Annotated in this window: 9 protein-coding genes; all 9 read right to left on the bottom strand. The window is 39.9% G+C overall.

Annotated features, from left to right (window positions below):
* Positions 1-10: 10 nt before the first annotated feature.
* The 9 genes from ACZZZW_RS13090 to ACZZZW_RS13050 all read right to left on the bottom strand — a co-directional run bounded on the left by ACZZZW_RS13090 (position 11) and on the right by ACZZZW_RS13050 (position 18510).
* Entirely contained in the window at positions 11-2473 is a 2463-nt protein-coding gene (locus ACZZZW_RS13090) for a glycoside hydrolase family 2 TIM barrel-domain containing protein (RefSeq protein ID WP_463493927.1), read from the bottom strand.
* 11 nt (positions 2474-2484) lie between these two features.
* Entirely contained in the window at positions 2485-3660 is a 1176-nt protein-coding gene (locus ACZZZW_RS13085; protein WP_463493925.1) for a DUF5009 domain-containing protein, read from the bottom strand.
* Between the two features lie 11 nt (positions 3661-3671).
* Positions 3672-6326, bottom strand: coding sequence for a glycoside hydrolase family 2 TIM barrel-domain containing protein (locus tag ACZZZW_RS13080; RefSeq protein ID WP_463493923.1), 2655 nt, complete (start codon positions 6324-6326; stop codon positions 3672-3674).
* 175 nt (positions 6327-6501) lie between these two features.
* Complete coding sequence (gene bglX / locus ACZZZW_RS13075; protein ID WP_463493921.1) at positions 6502-8721, bottom strand: beta-glucosidase BglX; 2220 nt, start codon at positions 8719-8721, stop codon at positions 6502-6504.
* A 12-nt stretch (positions 8722-8733) separates the two neighbouring features.
* Positions 8734-9828: an endo-1,4-beta-xylanase gene (locus ACZZZW_RS13070; protein ID WP_463493919.1), complete on the bottom strand. Its 1095-nt coding sequence runs from the start codon at positions 9826-9828 to the stop codon at positions 8734-8736.
* A 3-nt stretch (positions 9829-9831) separates the two neighbouring features.
* Entirely contained in the window at positions 9832-11661 is a 1830-nt protein-coding gene (locus ACZZZW_RS13065) for a glycoside hydrolase family 2 protein (protein WP_463493917.1), read from the bottom strand.
* 104 nt (positions 11662-11765) lie between these two features.
* On the bottom strand, positions 11766-13559 hold the full coding sequence (locus ACZZZW_RS13060; RefSeq protein ID WP_463493915.1) for a RagB/SusD family nutrient uptake outer membrane protein: 1794 nt from the start codon (positions 13557-13559) through the stop codon (positions 11766-11768).
* Positions 13560-13662: 103 nt separating this feature from the next.
* Positions 13663-16740 (bottom strand): SusC/RagA family TonB-linked outer membrane protein, encoded by a 3078-nt coding sequence (locus tag ACZZZW_RS13055; protein ID WP_463493913.1) that lies wholly within the window; start codon positions 16738-16740, stop codon positions 13663-13665.
* Between the two features lie 36 nt (positions 16741-16776).
* Complete coding sequence (locus ACZZZW_RS13050) at positions 16777-18510, bottom strand: RagB/SusD family nutrient uptake outer membrane protein (RefSeq protein WP_463493911.1); 1734 nt, start codon at positions 18508-18510, stop codon at positions 16777-16779.
* Positions 18511-18512 lie beyond the last annotated feature (2 nt).

The raw sequence follows: 18512 nt of genomic DNA, 5'->3' as shown, positions 1-18512 counted from the left end.
TTGTTAGCGGTTATAATGTAGTAAAAACTGTTTTCAAACCTTCGCTACTTACAGATATGGCACTTTGCCCTTTATTTAATTTAACTTTAATTATGGCCCTTCCATTGTAAGCCTGTACCTTTCTTGATCCTGAAGAAGTACCTTGATTATCAATTAATTTACCATCACCAGTTAAACCAAAAGTTATCCAGTTGATTGCATCTAAACAAAGTATTCCCTTATCATCAAAGAGTTTAACTTCTACAGTAGCTATATCATCCTGCTGATCGATTTTCCTGAGTTCCATTTTTGCGGGCTTGGACCACTTTTCAGTCTGATAGGTAAACTTAATCTCATCAGTTACGGTTTCTTTTCCATTCTTAGCAATTACTTTAACTGTATTTTCGCCTTTTGCAAAAGGAAGGTTCCAGCGTAAGCCTGCCGCGGGATAATCCTGACTGTTGCGTTTTTTACTTCCAAAACTTTTTCCGTTTAAAAAGATTTCAGCCTCGGTGCAATTGGAATATACTTTAACCATTTTTTCTTCACCTTCATCGCCCCAACGGGTGGGCCAGGTATGGCCGTAAATGTGTACCATTGGTTTTTCTGTCCAATAAGATTGAAAAACGTAATAGGCTTCCTTTTTGGTAAAATCTCTTTCTACCACGCCTTTCTGGTTCATATAAGGCACAGGATTATCTGGACGGACAGGTGTAGAAAAATCTTTAAATGGCCAGTAAGCTGTACCGCTTAACCAGGGCATGGTTTCCTGCTCTTTTAAATGCCAATCGATTAAATTGGTAATATAAGATTCGCTCCAGTCGCCATCTTTGGATATTCTGGCTGCACCGCCATACAATGAAGCATCTCCTGCCCTTTCATCGGCACTGCCCCCTGTTTTAATTTTACTTAGCGCTTTATCCGGATTTTCTGAGTGGCGTAACGCATGGCTATCTCCTCCCCACTCTACATGTAAAAAACGTTTAACCTTGGCAAACTCATCTTCTGATGCTTTTTTATAATCGGTATAAGCACCTCGGTACCAGCCAGCCCAAATGGAAGGCGAATACACATCTACAATATCGCTGCAAAAATCGCATCTGCGAATGGCGGTATAGCGCGATTTATCGAGTTTGTGCGAAAGATCGTTGAGTTCTTTCATAAAAGCCCTGATTTTCTCCTTATCAAATTCTGGGAAATCGCCCGGCCAATCGTTTTCGTTACCCATGCCCCAAATAATGATGGCCGGATGGTTATAATGCTGCTCAACCATATTGGTAAGCATTCTTTTGGCCTGCTGTTTATAAATATCGCCACCTAAACCGCCACGGCACCAGGGAATTTCTTCCCAAACCATAATGCCTAAACTATCGCAAAGGTTTAAAACAATACGCGATTGCTGATAATGCCCGAGGCGGATAAAGTTGACACCCATATCTTTCATCATTTGCATTTCCTGGCGGATCATGCCCTCCGTCATGGCTGCTGCCACACCCGCATGGTCTTCGTGGCGGTGGGTACCACGCAATAGCAAACGTTTTCCGTTAAGGTTAAAGGGGCCTTTTTCTACAAATTCGATATGGCGAAAACCAACTTTTTCTTCTCCTTTATAATTCCCTGTAGAGGAAATAACTTCGTATTGCAAACGGTATTGCACAGGTTTTTCGGTAGACCATAACTGAGGCTTTTTAAGCTCCAGCGACCATAAATCGATATCAGCACTTAAATTAGTAAGCTTTTTATCTGTTTTACTTACAGTTTTACCCTGAGGATCAACTAATTTCAATAGAACGGTTGCCTCGTTAAGTGCTTTTGGATTATATAAACGGGTTTTAACGGTTAATTTACCTAATTTACCCTGAGCATCTACTTCAGCTTTGGCAAACATTTTATCAACAGATAGTTGTGGTGCATATACTAAATTCAGGTAACGGTAAATGCCGCCATATACATTAAAATCGGATAGATTGGAAGGAATCATTTCCAGATCTCTAGAATTATCCGTCCGTACTGAAACCGGAACCTTGCCTTTGAACTGTTTCTGGTAAATAGCCGTTTTTTGGAAAGCAGCAACTGCATCCGTAATGTCTGCTGTCCATTCATCATAGCCTCCCACATGTGTAGCTACTTTGGTGGTATGTACATAAACTTCTGTTTTTTGTCCGGCACCTTCGAAATGTAAAATTGTTCTTCCGTTCTGGTAAGGGTTTTCTATTTTAAGCTGCGTGCGGTACCATGCGGGGCCCTGATAATAATTAACATCAGGATCTACAGCATCTTCTGCATTAAAGCAGTGCGGCAAAGTTACCTTCTGCCATAGTGGAACCGCCTCAGGATTGCCAACGCCAACGGGACGTACGGCTTCCCATATACCGCCCAAATCTTGCTTTAAAAATTCCCAGTTATTATTTAAACGTGTAGATTGCTGCGCAAACAATAACTCACTGTTAAACAATACAATAAACAAGAATATATACCTAATTAACTTTAACATTTATTTTTAAATTAAACTTTTAAACGTAATTTTTTCTTCTCCAAAAAATACACAATCCTGATCACCAAAAGTGCCATAACCAAAGAACGGATGATGCCACCTATACCTGAACTTAGAAAATGTGGAAAATGAAAATGAACCAAACTAAAAGTAGCATACAACAAATATGGAATGAGGTAACAGGTTAATGTACTGGTACCTGCTGGTTTGATTAACTTAAACCAATCGTTTTTATGTTTTACATCTATTAAATAAATAAGCAGTTGGAACACAAGGATGGTAATGCCCATGCACACAAATACCCAGGCAGATGTAGCGTAAATTTTAGAAATCCCCCCTGCGTAAGGCCTGATGAACATGCCAAAAGCGAACGACAATAAGCCATAAAAACTGATTAAGATCCAAAAATCCAGGTACTGTTTACTGCCAATGAGCTTTTTATATATGGAAGTAATTAATACACCGCCCAACATTAACACGATTGAAGAAGCATCACTGATGATCCATAAGTGGTGGTTAAATAAAGCCAGGTGGGTAGTAATGTTAATGCCCGCAAAGGCAACAAAAGCCAACATGAGCAATAACAAATTACCTTTTAAAAAAAGGTACACAAAAGCAGAAACCAGATAAGCCCAGCCAATAATACCTAAAATGCCCCACCAATGTGGCTTTAAGCCCTCAGGATGACTTATTGAACCACCTTTGTATAGTAATGCCAATACAGCAAGTAATAAAATGCCAAGCCCAATAAGGCCATACTTTTTATTTTTTGATAAATTTTCAGGGTAATCCAACCATATCAGAAAGAAAGCAATTGTGATGGCAATTGTATAAACCGGGTAAGGCAAAATTGCCGAATGGTGATTGTAATTTTCTAAATTAACATGAAAAAAGCCCATTACAATTAAAGCGAGTGCCCTTAAAGCAATATAGCCTGAAATAGAAAATAAGCTTTCGCCTTTAACAATTCTACTTTGAATGGCAAATGGAAGGGAAAGGCCTACAATAAAGAGGAAAGCCGGGAAAATTAAATCTGAAAAACCCAATCCATCCACATCGGCAGGTGCATGTTCTATCCATTGCGGAATGTTGGAAACGCCGGCAACATCGTTAACAAAGATCATTAAGAACATGGTAAGTGCTCTTAAAACATCAATCGATAAAATGCGCAGTGGAAGCTGGTTCATGGTTTTACAGATTAATAGATTTTTCTTAATTGTAATGCATTTAAAACCGGTTTACCTTTTATCGCGTTAAAATCAATTGAAATTCCTTTTCCATTCTGTACGGTTACCCTGGTGGTTTTTTTAACCGCTGTGGTATAGCCAAAATCTGTAGCGAGGTTTAATCCGGGTAAAAAGGATACGCCATTAATGGAAACATCGAAAATGCGTTGCTCTTCCACTTCTTTTTTATGGTTATTATCTAAATTATAAGCCAATGCTTCTTTTGTTTCGCCACCAACCAACTCTGCAAAGTGCAAGGCCAATTCATATTCGCCATCAGGCACATCAAATTTAAATTGCTTAATACCTACCTGTTGGGTTTGGTAAACCGGATCATTATCAGTACCTAAAATGTTTTTGTCGCTGCCATAAGTAATGCGGTTGTTGGTTCCTTTGTAAGGATCGCCACCTATCCATCCCCATGCGCCTATTTTGTAAGGTTGATCGGGCATCCAGAGCTGGTGTTCTTCTTCGTCGATATAAAAACGTTTTGAACCTAATAGGATATTGATGTTTTTAAAAGGAATATTGCTATCATTAAATTTAAAAGGTTGTAATTGAAAATCAACATCGGCCTGATCGTTCTGATCACCAGATATTACGCGTATTTGGTTGTTTCCATCAATAAATGGTACTTTCCATTCGATAATGTGATCTACAGCATCTTTTACACCTAAACTTTTACCATTTAGAAAAAGTTCTGCCGATTTGAGGTTGGTGGCCACCTGAACTGGCTGTGTACTGCTTAATGTGGCAGAATCGGCCGTTCCTCCTCTTTCTTTCCACTGTGCTGAAGTAATTTTAATAAAGGGCTTTTGCAATAAATAAGCCTGATAAAGGAAATAAGTATCTTTTGGATCGCGACCGATGGTTAACAAACCTTTGTTATTGATGTGCGGCATGGTTTCTTCGCGAGTTTCGGAGTTGAAATCGGCCAAATTCCAGGCTTCGCCTCCGGCTACAAATGGCCTGCTTAACATAGCATTTAGGTAAACCTGGTTAAATTTAACGCCATATTCTACGCTTTTATCAAAACGGATTGGTGAAAATGATCGAATCCTAGGATCAGCATCTGCTCCGTATTCGGTAACCATAAAAGGGGTATTTGGCAATTCTTTGTGGTGACGGTCTAAAAATTTAGCAAAATCATCGGGTACGCCAGAGTACCATCCGGAATATAAATTCCAGCCCACAATCATCGGGATTTTAGTTAAACCCACCTTGTTGTAAATATCCCAGGCACCGTGGTTAACCAAAAGGGTATAACGTGATGGATCTTCTTTGCGGGTTAAACTATCTAATTTTTGGGCCAGTTGGCGTACATGCTCAAAATAAATTTGCTGACGGGGTTTATCGTTAGAAAACTTTAGGCGAAGTAAGATTTCGTTCATATATGCCCAGATGATGATACTTGGGTGATTGAAATTCTGTTTGATCATTTCAGTTTGCATGTTCAAACAGTTTGCGGTAAAAGCCTCGGTTTCGGTAATGGTATTAACTACCGGAATTTCTACTGAAGCCAAAATGCCCAAACGGTCGCATGCTTCTAAAATTTGTGGGTCTTGAGGATAATGTGCTACCCTTAAAAAGTTACCGCCCATGGCTTTAAGCAACTCAATATCTTTGATCTGCAACGCATCTGGTGTAGCATTGCCCCTATTTTCGTAATCCTGATGCCTACTAGCACCAATAATTTTCATTGGTTTATCGTTTAAGAAAAATCCTTTATCGGCATCGAACTTAAACCAGCGGAAACCTAAAGGATTAGAAACCTGATCGATTACCGACTTAGTTTTAACATCGATAATCTTGGTCACCACGCGGTATAAATAGGGATTTTGCGGCGACCATAATTGAGGCTGCTTTATAGATTTAATAGTCTGAACCACAACTATACTAGCCCCTTTATTAATATTTTGGGCAGTGCTTTTATTGGCTACCGCATTGCCTTTTGCATCGAAAATGGTGGTAACAACTTGTATCTTTTTATTTGTAAAAGATGCGTTATCAATCAAACTTTTAACTTGTACACTTGCCGCTGAAGCAGAAACCTGCGGCGTGGTGATAAATACACCCGAACTTCCGTTTTCTTTTTGCGAAAAGTGAATTGGATTCGCAATTAACAGACTTACGTTGCGGTACATCCCACCAAAAAATGTAAAATCGGCCGTAAGCGGTGGAATATCTTCATTAAAACGGTTATTTGCCCTTACTTCTATAACATCGTTTTTATAATTTAAAAATGAAGATATGGGCACAGTAAAATGGGTATAACTGCCAATATGTTTTCCGGCTGTTTTACCATTGATTAATACTTCAGCCTCTTGTGCTACGCCATTAAATATCAAGTAGATATCTTTTCCTTTCGCACTTTCATCAAGCTTTAATTTACGTTCGTAAATACCTAAACCCCGGTAATAGCCAGGCACATCATCCAAAACATCTTTATCATTCCAGGTATGTGGAATATTTACTTTTTCAACAGGTCCGTTTTCTTTATTAAATTCCCATTGATCGTTTAAGCTAATGGTTTTGCGGCCAGCATCCTGGGCAAAGCTGTTTAAGGCTGTAGTTGCTGCTATAATTAGTAATAAAAGTGATTTCGATCTTAGGGATGATTTCTTCATGTTATATTTTTGCACTTTATTTTTTGCCACGGAAACACAGAAGGATCGGAAATTTTTGTTTTGAATTCCTTCCTCGCCGCTGCCACCAACCGTTTAATTTTTTCACTAAGAAGGCACTAAGCACACAAAGTAGCCTTGCGACATAATTGGGTGTTTCTGTGTCTCCCTGGCCAATCTAATTCAATAGCGTAAAATCCTTTTCCAGTTTAATATTATTCGAAGCAGTTCCGATCATTAATTTGAAATCGCCAGCCTCAGCAACCCATTTGAGCTGTTGGTTATAAAAGGAAAGTTTTTCTTTATTAATAGTGAATGTGATGGTTTTACTTTCTCCCGCCTTTAACATCACCTTTTGAAAATCTTTCAGTTCCTTAACAGGGCGTACAACAGAAGCAAACTTATCTTGTAAGTAAAACTGAACCACTTCTTCACCTGCATATTTGCCTGTATTTTTTAAGGTAAAGCTTACACTTATTTGATCATCAAGTTTCATTTGTGTTTTACTTACAGCCAAATTGCTATAATCGAAAGTGGTATAACTTAAACCGTACCCAAAAGCGAATTTAGGACTGTTCGGCATATCCAGATAAGCAGAACGGTAGCGGGTATCTTTATCATTTTTAGCCGGACGGCCAGTGCTTAAATAATTGTAATACAAAGGGATCTGTCCTTCATCGCGTGGGAATGTCATAGGTAATTTACCTGCCGGATTATAATCTCCATAAAGTACATTGGCCATGGCATTACCGGCTTCACTCCCTAACCACCAGGTATACATTATAGCCGGAACATTGTCGGCTGTCCAGTTGAAAATTAGCGGCCGGCCGGCCATTACCAATACCACAACAGGTTTGCCTGTAGCTTGTATGGCCTTTATTAAATCTTCCTGTACACCAGGCATGTGGATATTGGCTTTACTTTTTGCTTCACCACTCATATCCAACGTTTCACCAACAGCCATAATTATTACATCTGCCTGTTTGGCTACTGCTACAGCCTCAGCAAAACCAGTTTTAGAAGAGTCGGCCACTTCACAGCCTTTGGCATATAATAATTCGGTTTGGTTGCCGACTTTGTTTTTTAGTCCTTGGTATAACGAAACCAGGTTATCTTTCTCCCATGCGATAGACCAAAAACCTTGCATATCCTTTTCAGATTTTCCTAGAGGACCAATTACAGCAATCTTTTTTAAGTTTTTGGACAAGGGAAGTACCTGATTTTCATTTTTTAACAGCACGATGCTTTTTTCGGCCATTTTAAGCGATGCTGCTCTGTTTTCAGCAGAATTTAATTCCTTTTCCTCACGGTTTTCATTACTGAAACGGTATGGGTCATCAAACAAGCCCAGTTCGAATTTCTTGCGTAAAACTCTTTTCACGGCATCATCAATCAAAGCAAGCGGTACTTTTTTATCGGCAACCAGTTTAGCCAGACCAGGCAGGTAACTCCTGCTTTCCATGTCCATATCGCTTCCTGCTTTGATAGCCAGCTCGGCTGCCTGTTCTTTATCTTTAGCATAACCATGGGCAATCATCTCCCCTATAGATCCCCAATCGCTTACTACAAAACCCTGGTATTTCCACTGTCCTTTTAAAATATCGCGTTGTAAATAACTGTTTCCAGTAGCGGGAATGCCATTAAGGGTGTTAAACGAATTCATAAAAGTTGCAGCACCTGCATCAACCGCAGCTTTAAATGGCGGCAGGTAGGTTTCCCAAAGCGTATGTTCGCTCATATCAACTGCGTTATAATCTCTACCGGCTATTGCAGCACCGTAGGCTGCAAAATGTTTTGCACAAGCCATAACGGCATCAAGGTTGCCTAAACCTTTACCCTGAAAACCTTTTACACGGGCAAATGCAATTTTAGTACCCAGGTAAGTATCTTCTCCTGCACCTTCCATTACCCTACCCCAACGTGGATCGCGGGCAATATCAACCATGGGCGCAAATGTCCAGTGTACACCCGAAGCCGCGGTTTCTCCGGCTGCAACTCTTGCAGCGTTTTCCATTTCGGCCAAATCCCAGCTTGCGGCTTCGGCCAAGGGAATTGGAAAGGTAACGCGGTAACCGTGAATAACATCCAAACCAAAAATCAACGGAATTTTCATTCTCGATTGCATGGCCACTTCCTGCACGGCTCTGGTTTCTTTTGCCCCACGCACATTTAGCATGGAACCCAATTTACCATCGCGGATATCCTTTAATTTATTCGGATTATTGGTAATTGGTCCTGTTGCATCCCTGTCGCCTGTGTATTGATTTAACTGACCGATTTTCTCCTCGAGGGTCATCAGTTTCAAAACGGAATCAATTTTCTTTTCGATTTTTTTATCCTGCGCAGAAGCAGAGAGTGAAATCCCTAAAATTAAGGCTAATGGTAAGTATCTTCTCATAATTGATGTTTGCTATTTAACGCCATCTAAAATTGCTTGATAGGCCGGTTTTCGCTGATATTGTGCATCAAAAGGCAAAGGCCAATCGGCTCGGTTATAATTTGCAGGAATCCAACTGTCTGCATCGGTAACATTCCACTGGGTAATGCCAAATTGCTGACTTTTTGGTATGGCATTATAGGCCTGAACAATGGTTTTGTATTTTGCAGCCTGCTGTTCGCCCAAAGCAGTAGTGTAAATAATGGATGGTACGTTATCGGGATTTAAGGAAATATCTATTTCTGAAATGTGTATTTTTAAACCTGTGGCAGCAGCAGTACTGATGGCAGCTGTTAAATTTGCATCGCTTTGTGTTACGCGGGTATGCATCTGGATGCCGATACCATCAATAGGAATACCTTTATTTTTTAAACTGGTAACCAGGTTTAGTATTGCAGTGCGTTTTGTGGTGCCAAATTCATGACCATAATCATTGTAAAAAAGTAACGCATTTGGATCGGCTTCGTGTGCGTATTGAAATGCCCTGCCAATATAATCAATGCCTAACTTTTGCACCCAAATGCTGTTGCGGATCGTACCACCTTCGTTAACGGCTTCGTTTACTACATCCCATGAAACAACTTTGCCTTTAAAATGGCCTACAACGGTTTGAATATGGGTTTTTAAAAGGTTTTCCCAATCGGCGGTAGTCCCCTGGAAATTATTTACCCAATCTGGTAATGATTTGTACCAGTTTAAGGTATGGCCATGTATTCTTTTTCCATTGGCTACGGCAAAATCAACCAGGTAATCGGCATCGCTCCAGGTGTATGTATCTTTTGCTGGATGTACGGATGCAAATTTCATGGCATTTTCTGCCGTAACACTATTAAATTCTTTAATAACAAGATTACGGTAGTTCGTATTGCTTTTTAATAAACTTACATTAACGGCTGCCCCCATGGGGAAAGGCATGTTTGCCTGCAAAGTAATTTCTGCTATTTTTGGTGCTGCTATTGCCATTCCAGGATCGATACTGGTACTCTTGTATTTTGCACAAGAAAGGGTTAAAAGCGACACCGAAAGCATTATTTTCGAAGCGAAACTAATTCTCTGTAATCTTTTCATAATCTATTTATATTTAACCTGTATTTGGTCGTAAAAGTCTTTCAGCACATAGAAAGCTTTCTTTTTCTTTCCTGTTTCACTAATTAATCCTTTACGGTTCCAAAAATTTTGATAAATGGGATGTTGTCTTCTTGGCGACCTGAAATCGGTCAAAATCCAGGGGGTCATACCACGTAATGCACCAATTTTGCTCAGCATGGTAATTTGGTTTTTGTATAAAGCTTCTTGATATTCTTCGCTCCAGCGGGTATTTTCATCAGCATGGAAACCACCGAGCGCATCACCACCGAATTCGGTAATTACTACGGGTTTTTTATACTTGATATCGAAATTGTATTTAGTAATTTCTGAAGGATTACCTCCCCAGTACCAGCCCGCATATTCATTAAAACTTACCAGATCGATTTTTTCGCCCAAAGGATCGTTCAAAATGATGTTATTTCCTTCACGGTGCACCTCCAAAGCCGCAGCAACCAGGCGCGTATCGTCCAAAGTGCGGGCAGTTTCTGCCAAATTGCTCATAAAGCTTAAACGGGCATCGCTTAAAGGAGTTTCATTACCGATAGACCATACAATTACACTTGCCCTGTTTTTATCGCGTACAATTAAATCGGTAAGTTGTTGTTTGGCATTGGCATATGTTGCAGGGTTGGTCCAGCTGATGGTCCAATACACCGGAACTTCAGCCCAAACCAGTAAACCCATTTCATCTGCCAAACGGATCATTTCTTCGTTGTGCGGGTAATGAGCCAGGCGAACATAATTACAGTTCATATCTTTTGCCCATTGCAACATCATGCGCATATCGCCTTCTGAACGTAAACGGCCTGCTAAAAGCGGGTTTTCATCATGCAGGGATATGCCCCTTAAAAAAACAGATTTACCATTTAAAAGAATGCTGTCACCATCAACCTGAATGGTTCTGAAACCAATTTTATCGTTAATATTTTCTTTGTCGGTTTTAATATTTACGGCATATAACTTTGGCGTTTCCGGCGACCATAAGCTTAAATTGTTCCAGGTAAATTCATCAGCTATTTTGCCTTCGCTATCTGTTTTGTATTTCTTTTCTAATTTTAATTCGGGGATAGAAAGTGTAATCTCCTGCCCTGCAGTTGCATCAGCAAGCTTTACTGAGAAATTTAACAGGTTTTTGTTTCCCTTTACGAGTTGAAGTTTATAATCGTTAATAAAATGATCGGGAAATTCTGCCAGAAATACATCACGGGTTATGCCTCCATAATTCCACCAATCGGTATTTACAGTAGGTATTTCATCTTGCTTACGGATATTATCTACTTTAAGTACAATAGAGTTTTCGCCAACCTTTAAATTGCTGGTAACATCAAACTGGAAAGGTGTAAAACCACCTTTGTGTACACCCAATTTTTTTCCGTTTAGGTAAACGTGTGCTTCGTAATTAACGGCAGCAAAGTACACGAAATATCTTTTTCCTTTTTCGGGTTTTGCATCAAACTTTTTGCGTAGCCAGACATTGCCTTCGTAAAGTTCTAATTTTTCTGACTGTGAGTTCCAATCGCCCGGAACATTCATTTGTGGTGAATGATCAAAATCATATTCTATCAGTTCTGACTTATCTTTTTGAACTTTATCGTCAAAATAACCACCTGTTCCGGTTTTGGATTGATCGAATGGTTCGTGGCGATAATCATAATAGCCATTTTCGTATGGATCGACAATATAATTCCATTTGCCGTTCAAACTTTGGATTTTACGTGCCTGAATGTTCTGTATAGCCGTAACCTGACCGTAACTGATGGATGAAAGGAGCGAAAAGCAGATTAAAAATACGCTATAGGTTGTTTTTAACATAACTTAAGTTTTAATTTAATTAATTGACTGTTTCAAAACTAACAATTAATTAACGGACGGTGTTTCCACCGCCCGCCTAAATTTGAGCAAAATCTAGTTTTTGGTTAATATCCAGGGTTCTGCCCCAAACCTGGAGCTTTATTTAATTCATTCTGCGAAATTGGATATAAGTAGTTTTTAGCCGTAAAAGCCCTGTTTTCTACCACAAATGGGGTATAGCTAAATGTAGTTGGCGTTAACTGTACAATGCGCATTCCTGTAACAGGTTTGTTAAATGTGGTTTCGCCTTCTTTCCAACGGCGTACATCATAGAAGCGGTGTTCTTCGAAACAAAGCTCCACCCGGCGTTCGTTATGAATCCTTTTACGGAGTTCTTCTTTTGTTGGGGCAACGTAACCCGGGCCCGATGGGTTTGTGGTTTGCAATGGAGGCATATCAACATTTTGTGCTGAAGTAGTTGTAGCTTTTCTTTGGCGAACTGCATTTACTGATCTCAGAATTTCAGTTAAAGCCGCCACACCTTGTGCCTCATTTAATGCTTCGGCATAGTTTAATAAAACTTCGGCATACCTAAAAAATATCCAAGGACGGCGAACATTGGTTGCTGTACCTGCCCAAACGGCACTTTCACTTAAATATTTACGCATGTAATAGCCTGTTTTTGTTGCGTTTACATTCAGGCCAAGTCCATCTTTACCGCCAACAAAGGTTTCTACAGGTTTTCCTTTAAATTGTGTGAGCAAATAAGCCGCATTACCTGGTGCTGTAGCTGGTTGAATTGAGGCTGAATTATATAATATTGCAAAACCCAACCTTGGATCGCGGTTGGCATAAGGATTATTGGCTACATAGCCAGAACCTGCATCTGTAATCGGTTTACCCGTGGTTTTCATTTCAAAAGCATCAACCAGTTCTTGTGTGGGGTTTGTACGTCCGTTTGCCCCATCGTAGCTAATAGGTGCATTATTTGATTCTATCGTATTGGTATTGAGTGTTTGTGTAGCAAAAATAACCTCATTATTATAAGCTGCATTGGCTACATTCCATAACCATATGTTTTGGTATGAGGCATATATACCATGTTTGCCAGTATCCATTAACCTTTTTGCCGCATTGGCTGCATCCTGCCATTTGCTAACATCGCCCGATGGATTATATTGTGGACTGGCCGCATACAACAACATTCGAGCTTTAAGTGCCATTGCTGAAGTTCCTGCAGCCCTACCCCGGTTTACATTATTCCAATCAGACGGAGAAGCAGGCAACCTTGTTATTGCCGATTCGCAATCAGCCGAAATCTGTGCAACACACTGATCAAAGGTGTTTCTTGGCAAATCTAAATTATCATTAATGGTTAAGGTTTTGGTAACTATCGGAAAGCTGCCATAACGTTTAAGCAATTCGAATTCGAAAAAAGCCCTTAAAAAATAAGCCTGCCCTTTTAAGCGCTCTATTTGCGAAGCAAGGGTTTGATTTTCGGGCACATTTGCTGGTAAAACTTCATCAATTGGCACAATTGCAGCTGCATCTATCTTTTCGAGGAACATGTTTGCTTTTCTAATCCCCGCATACATATCGGCATATACATCATCAAATGTTCTAACCGGACTCCAAGTACCATTATTTAGGGTAGAAATTGAGGCATTCTGATTTGAATTAACGGCTTCATCACTTCCAGAGGCTAATAAGGCACCATCGCCAAGGTTATACCGATCGGAAAGTGAGGCATAAACATTGTTTAAAAAATTTCTGGCATAATCAGGATTGGCCCACAATTGCGCTTCAGTAACATCGTTACCTCCGCTAAAAGATCCGTCCTGGAGAAATCCATCTTTTTTACATCCGGCAACCTGTAAAATTACAAGGGCAAGAAGGAGATAAAATATATTTTTTTTCATCTTTTTTTCTTTTTTTAATGGTGATGAAGCGATCATGATTTTAAGCATATCTTAATTGAAAGTTGTAAAATCATGATGGTTTCATTGTTCATTGTCTTATCTATTAAAATTTCAAGTTCAACCCTAATGAATAAATTTTCATGTAAGGATATGAGGCATTGTATCCCGATTCAGGCAATTCCGGATCGATAGGTAAATCGCCTAGTTTATCAAATGTTAAGAGGTTTAAACCACCTACATAAAACCTGAGCTGTGAGATTTTTAATTTCCTGGTAAAGGGTTGAGGCAGAGAATAACCCAGCTCTACGTTTTTTAACCTGATGTAATCGCCGGAGCGGATCCAAAAGTCTGAGTTGGCTGTATTATTGCCTCTATCGGTTAACAATAACCTAGGGTAAGCGGCACCGGGGTTAGCTGGTGTCCATCTATCTACACTAAACTGGCTCAAATAACCATTGTTTGCATTACCCGAGTTTACTAAGTTTTGAATGGTAATGGAACGGCCACTGGTACCTTGAAATAAAAAGTTGATATCGAAATTTTTAACGGATACTGAAGCACCAAAACCAAAGAAAGCTTTAGGTACAAAGTTGAAATCGGTTCTCACCCTATCCAGATCATTGATTACTCCATCACCGTTTTGATCAACATATTTAATATCGCCAGGTTTTACATCTCTTGATAAGATTTGTTTTGGCGAAGCATCAATCTGAGCCTGCGATTGAAAAATACCATCAGAGATCAGCATAGTTGATATATAACCGGCACTTGTATTAGCTGTAGCTGCCGGAGAAATTACACTCGAAATGGGATGCCCCAATTGTTTTTGATAAGCCGGCAGGCCAGCTGCTTCATTAATAGCCAGTATTTTACTTACGTTATAAGTGAAGTTTCCGAAAAGATTAACATTTACTTCCCCGATTTTCTTATTGTAATTAATACCTGTTTCAAAACCTCTGTATTCGGCCTCACCTTCATTTACATAAATTAGATTTTGACCAAGCAAACTAGGCAATAACGAAGCTGTGGTTAAATCTTTTCTATCCTCATAAAAATAATCGGCACTGATTGATAAAGATTGTTTAAACAGTTTAGCGTCGAAACCTAAACTGGTTTTATATGCTTTTTCCCAGGTTAAATCGGGATTAGCCAAAGCCAACTGACCAGAACCACTTACTCCGGCAAAAGCGGTACCGAAGTTATAACCGGTTGTACTTCTGCTGTAGAAATCGTTAAAGGCGAACCTTCTGGCCGAGCCAATGGCATCGTTACCCACTAAACCATAAGAACCCCTTATTTTTAAAAGATCAAGAAAACTGGTAGATCCTTTCATGAAATTTTCATCAGAGATGATCCATCCGGCTGATGCCGCAGGGAAAAAACCATACCTTTTACCTGGCGCAAAATTCTCTGAACCCGAATAGTTAGCGGTTACATCAACAAAATACCGTTGTATAAAGCTGTATGATAAGCGGTTAGACCAACCCTCTCTCCTTACATCCAAACTGCCGGATGACGATAAGTTTGCTCTTGAAACACGCGTTGAAAATTTAATATCATGCTGACCAAAGGTGCGGTTATAATCCAATCCTGCCCAAAACTCACTTTTTTTAACGTTTCCTGAAAAAACATTTCCCTGGTAGTTTACCTTGCTTGCTGTACCGTAGGCAGGAAGATATTTTCCATCTGTCCCGATTTCAGAAGTGGCATAAGTTTCAGAGAATCCTGAACGGTATAAACCTGCAATGTCATAAGCATAAAACACTTCAGCAGATAAACCTTTTAAAATGCCATCCATTTTCTGGCGGGCGCTGATAGTGGCAATCATGTTCCGCATTAAATCGGTACTTGCACCTCTTGCCTGTAACATAGCCAAGGGGTTACTTTGAGGGTAAACTGAAGTACCGCCATAAGTTCCGTTAGGATTTAAAATTGGAAAAGCATTGGCCGGTGTAGCATATACAGTGGTTAAAAAAGTAGCTGTACCTGCATTTGGGAAAGTAAGGTTGGTAATTCTGCCACCAATATCAAGCGCAACATCTAAATTTTTGTTTACATGCAAATCTAAATTGGTGCGGAGGTTATAACGGTTAAAATCGGTATTGGCATCATATGTTTCATTGTTTCCACCTTTGTAAAAACCACCTTGTTGGTAGGCACTTAATACGGTATAATATTTAATAAAGGCATTGCCGCCCGTTACTGAAGCTACATATCGTTGTGTTGGTGCTACCTTTTTGGTAAAATCGCGTACAAAATTGTTATTTGGATATTTTATTGGGTCTGAGCCATCCTGGTAAGCTTGTAAAGCTGCCTGATTATACACTGCAGCACCACCGCTGTTGATGGAAGCTTCATTGTATAGCGTTGCGTAAGAAAATGCATCTAACGGAGCTGTAATTTGCATAGGTGCCTGTAAGCCAGCCTGTGCATCAAAACTTACTTTGGTAGAAGTTGCACTGCCGCGGCGCGTTTTAACATAAATTACGCCGTTACCGCCATACATGCCATACCAGGCCAAGGTTGCTGCATCTTTTAAAACACTTACACTTTCAATTTCATTAAGGTCCATTGAGGTGAAATCTCTTTCAATACCATCAACAATTACCAAAGGTTCCTGATTGCTGTTGTATGATGAACGCCCCCTTACTAAAAAACTAGAGGCATCGTAACCTGGCTGCTGCGAACCACTCGGGTATACTGCTAAACCTGCTAACCTGCCGGTAAAAACGTTGGTTAATGAAGATGAAGGTATCTGAGGAAGGTCTTCAGCCCGGATGGTGCTAATTGTTGCGGTTATCGCTCTTCTTTTCCGAACACCGAATGGAATATACACATCATCATCATCGCCAGCATCAACCAGTGATTTGGTTAATACAATATCTCCCCTGCTTACATCTGTTGCTGGTTTTAATAAGGTACCATAACCTACAAATTTGAATATCAGCACATCACTTGTAGTGGTTTCGATAGTAAAACTACCATCAGTACCTGTAGAAACCGCTTTATTCGTTTTATCTTCCTGTATGGATATGGCTACTCCAGGCAGCGGCTTCTTATCCTGATCTACTACCTTACCCGTTACGGTTAATCTTTCATCAGGTTTTTGCCCATAAACATGCAGCACTCCTGCCATCATGAATAAGAGACAAATGATATATTTTGATTTTATAAATTTCATATTGAAAAATCTTTTTAGCGTTATATTAATTCCCTACTATTCCCAACCCGGATTTTGAGTTAAAACTCCATTACTTTTATAAATTTCTGCTCTGGGAATTGGATAAAGATTTTGAGCTTCTGTCCAGGTTTTCTGATAAGTTGGCCCTAAAACAATTGGGGTATAGGTAAAAGTTGCATTGGCATTTTTAACTACATCCATACCTTTCATTGGCACCGCAATGGTTTGTGCACCAATTTTCCAACGCATAATATCGTACCAACGGTGATCTTCGAAAGCCAGCTCAATAGCGCGTTCGTGTCTTATTACTGCACGCATTTCATCCTGGGTCATGTTATCTTTCAGGCCATAACCATTACTGCCCGCACCTTTTGTAATTCCGGCACGTTGACGAAGGGCTACAAGCTGTGCATAAACTGTGGCATCAGGTCCTACTGCTTCATTCTGTGCTTCAGCATAGTTTAATAATATTTCACCATAACGGAAATAGAGGTAATTTAACAACGTAGTACTTCCACCAACGGTACGGTAAACCTCAGGCCAGTATTTTTTACAATAGTAACGTGTTGCGGTATAGGTTATAGTTGTGCTATAATCTTTACCAAATAATATTTTATTATTGGCATCCAAAGAGGTCCACATTTCGATTTTCCTCCCTTGCCATGCTAAATCGTTGTAAATAATGTTGTTATAAAAACGTGGCTCGCGGTTTTGATATGGCTTTTGTGGATCGTAACCTGAAGTAGGATCGGTAATGGCTTTACCATTGGCCATTTCATACATATCTACATGGTTTTGTGTAGGGTTCATTTGTCCTTGCGCACCACCAGAACCTGGCGACATTGAAAAATCCTGCATCATTTCTCCGGCTAAAGGCGTTGGGCCTTTTATCCTCATCATGATATATTCTGGCGAAGAAGGCAGATTCAGCAATTCGCCATAATTAGGCTGTAATGAATACGTTTGTCTGGCTATAGTGCCCGCCATCACATCAGCCGCCGCAGCAGCAGCAGCCTGCCATTTCGTTTTATCGTTATTTGGATTGTTTAACGGACTTGCTGCATACAACAATACCCGTGCTTTTAAAGCTAACGCAGCACCAATGGTTGGGCGACCATAATTAGATGGGCCGTATTCTGCATCGGTACCCAGCTTGGTAATGGCCACTTCAATATCTTTAAGGATAAAATCGGTTACCTGGGCGAAAGAACTTCTTGGTACACTATTCAAATCATCCGTTACGGCATAAACTTTATCTATAATGGGTACGCCACCAAATCTTTTAGTAAGTTCGAAATAAGATAACGCACGTAAGAAACGCATTTCACCTTCTACGCGTTTGGCATCGAATATTGGTACGTTAGCTGCCGGAGGCAAAGGCACTTCCCCTATCCTGGCGAGCATTTTATTTTCTACAGCAATACCCGCATACATCAGTTTCCAAACCCCATAAATATCATTTAAAGAGGGTCCGTTAGAATGATCGTGGTATAAACCTCTGTTTAAGGAAGTTACCGAGCCTTCTGAGTTTCCGGAAACGGCCTCATCAGATGCCTGTGCTGTACAACCACGGTGATCGTTAAAACGAACATATTTTGTAATTACATAATTATAGGCATTATCGGCAAATCTTGCAGCCAGTGCCGGATCGGCAAAAATTTCATCTTCACTAATCGCCACCCCAGGCGTACGTTCTAAATAGTCCTTTTTACAGGAAACCGAGAAGAGCGTTAATAAAAGAATGGCTGTAAATATTTTATAATTTTTCATGA

Source organism: Pedobacter sp. AC379, assembly GCF_979258145.1.
This window is presented reverse-complemented; position numbering and strand designations above follow the sequence as displayed.

Excerpts from the sequence above, each read along its gene's own strand:
- ACZZZW_RS13090 (WP_463493927.1), bottom strand. The coding sequence starts at position 2,473 with ATGTTAAAGTTAATTAGGTATATATTCTTGTTTATTGTATTGTTTAAC.
- ACZZZW_RS13085 (WP_463493925.1), bottom strand. The coding sequence starts at position 3,660 with ATGAACCAGCTTCCACTGCGCATTTTATCGATTGATGTTTTAAGAGCA.
- ACZZZW_RS13080 (WP_463493923.1), bottom strand. The coding sequence starts at position 6,326 with ATGAAGAAATCATCCCTAAGATCGAAATCACTTTTATTACTAATTATA.
- bglX (WP_463493921.1), bottom strand. The coding sequence starts at position 8,721 with ATGAGAAGATACTTACCATTAGCCTTAATTTTAGGGATTTCACTCTCT.
- ACZZZW_RS13070 (WP_463493919.1), bottom strand. The coding sequence starts at position 9,828 with ATGAAAAGATTACAGAGAATTAGTTTCGCTTCGAAAATAATGCTTTCG.
- ACZZZW_RS13065 (WP_463493917.1), bottom strand. The coding sequence starts at position 11,661 with ATGTTAAAAACAACCTATAGCGTATTTTTAATCTGCTTTTCGCTCCTT.
- ACZZZW_RS13060 (WP_463493915.1), bottom strand. The coding sequence starts at position 13,559 with ATGAAAAAAAATATATTTTATCTCCTTCTTGCCCTTGTAATTTTACAG.
- ACZZZW_RS13055 (WP_463493913.1), bottom strand. The coding sequence starts at position 16,740 with ATGAAATTTATAAAATCAAAATATATCATTTGTCTCTTATTCATGATG.
- ACZZZW_RS13050 (WP_463493911.1), bottom strand. The coding sequence starts at position 18,510 with ATGAAAAATTATAAAATATTTACAGCCATTCTTTTATTAACGCTCTTC.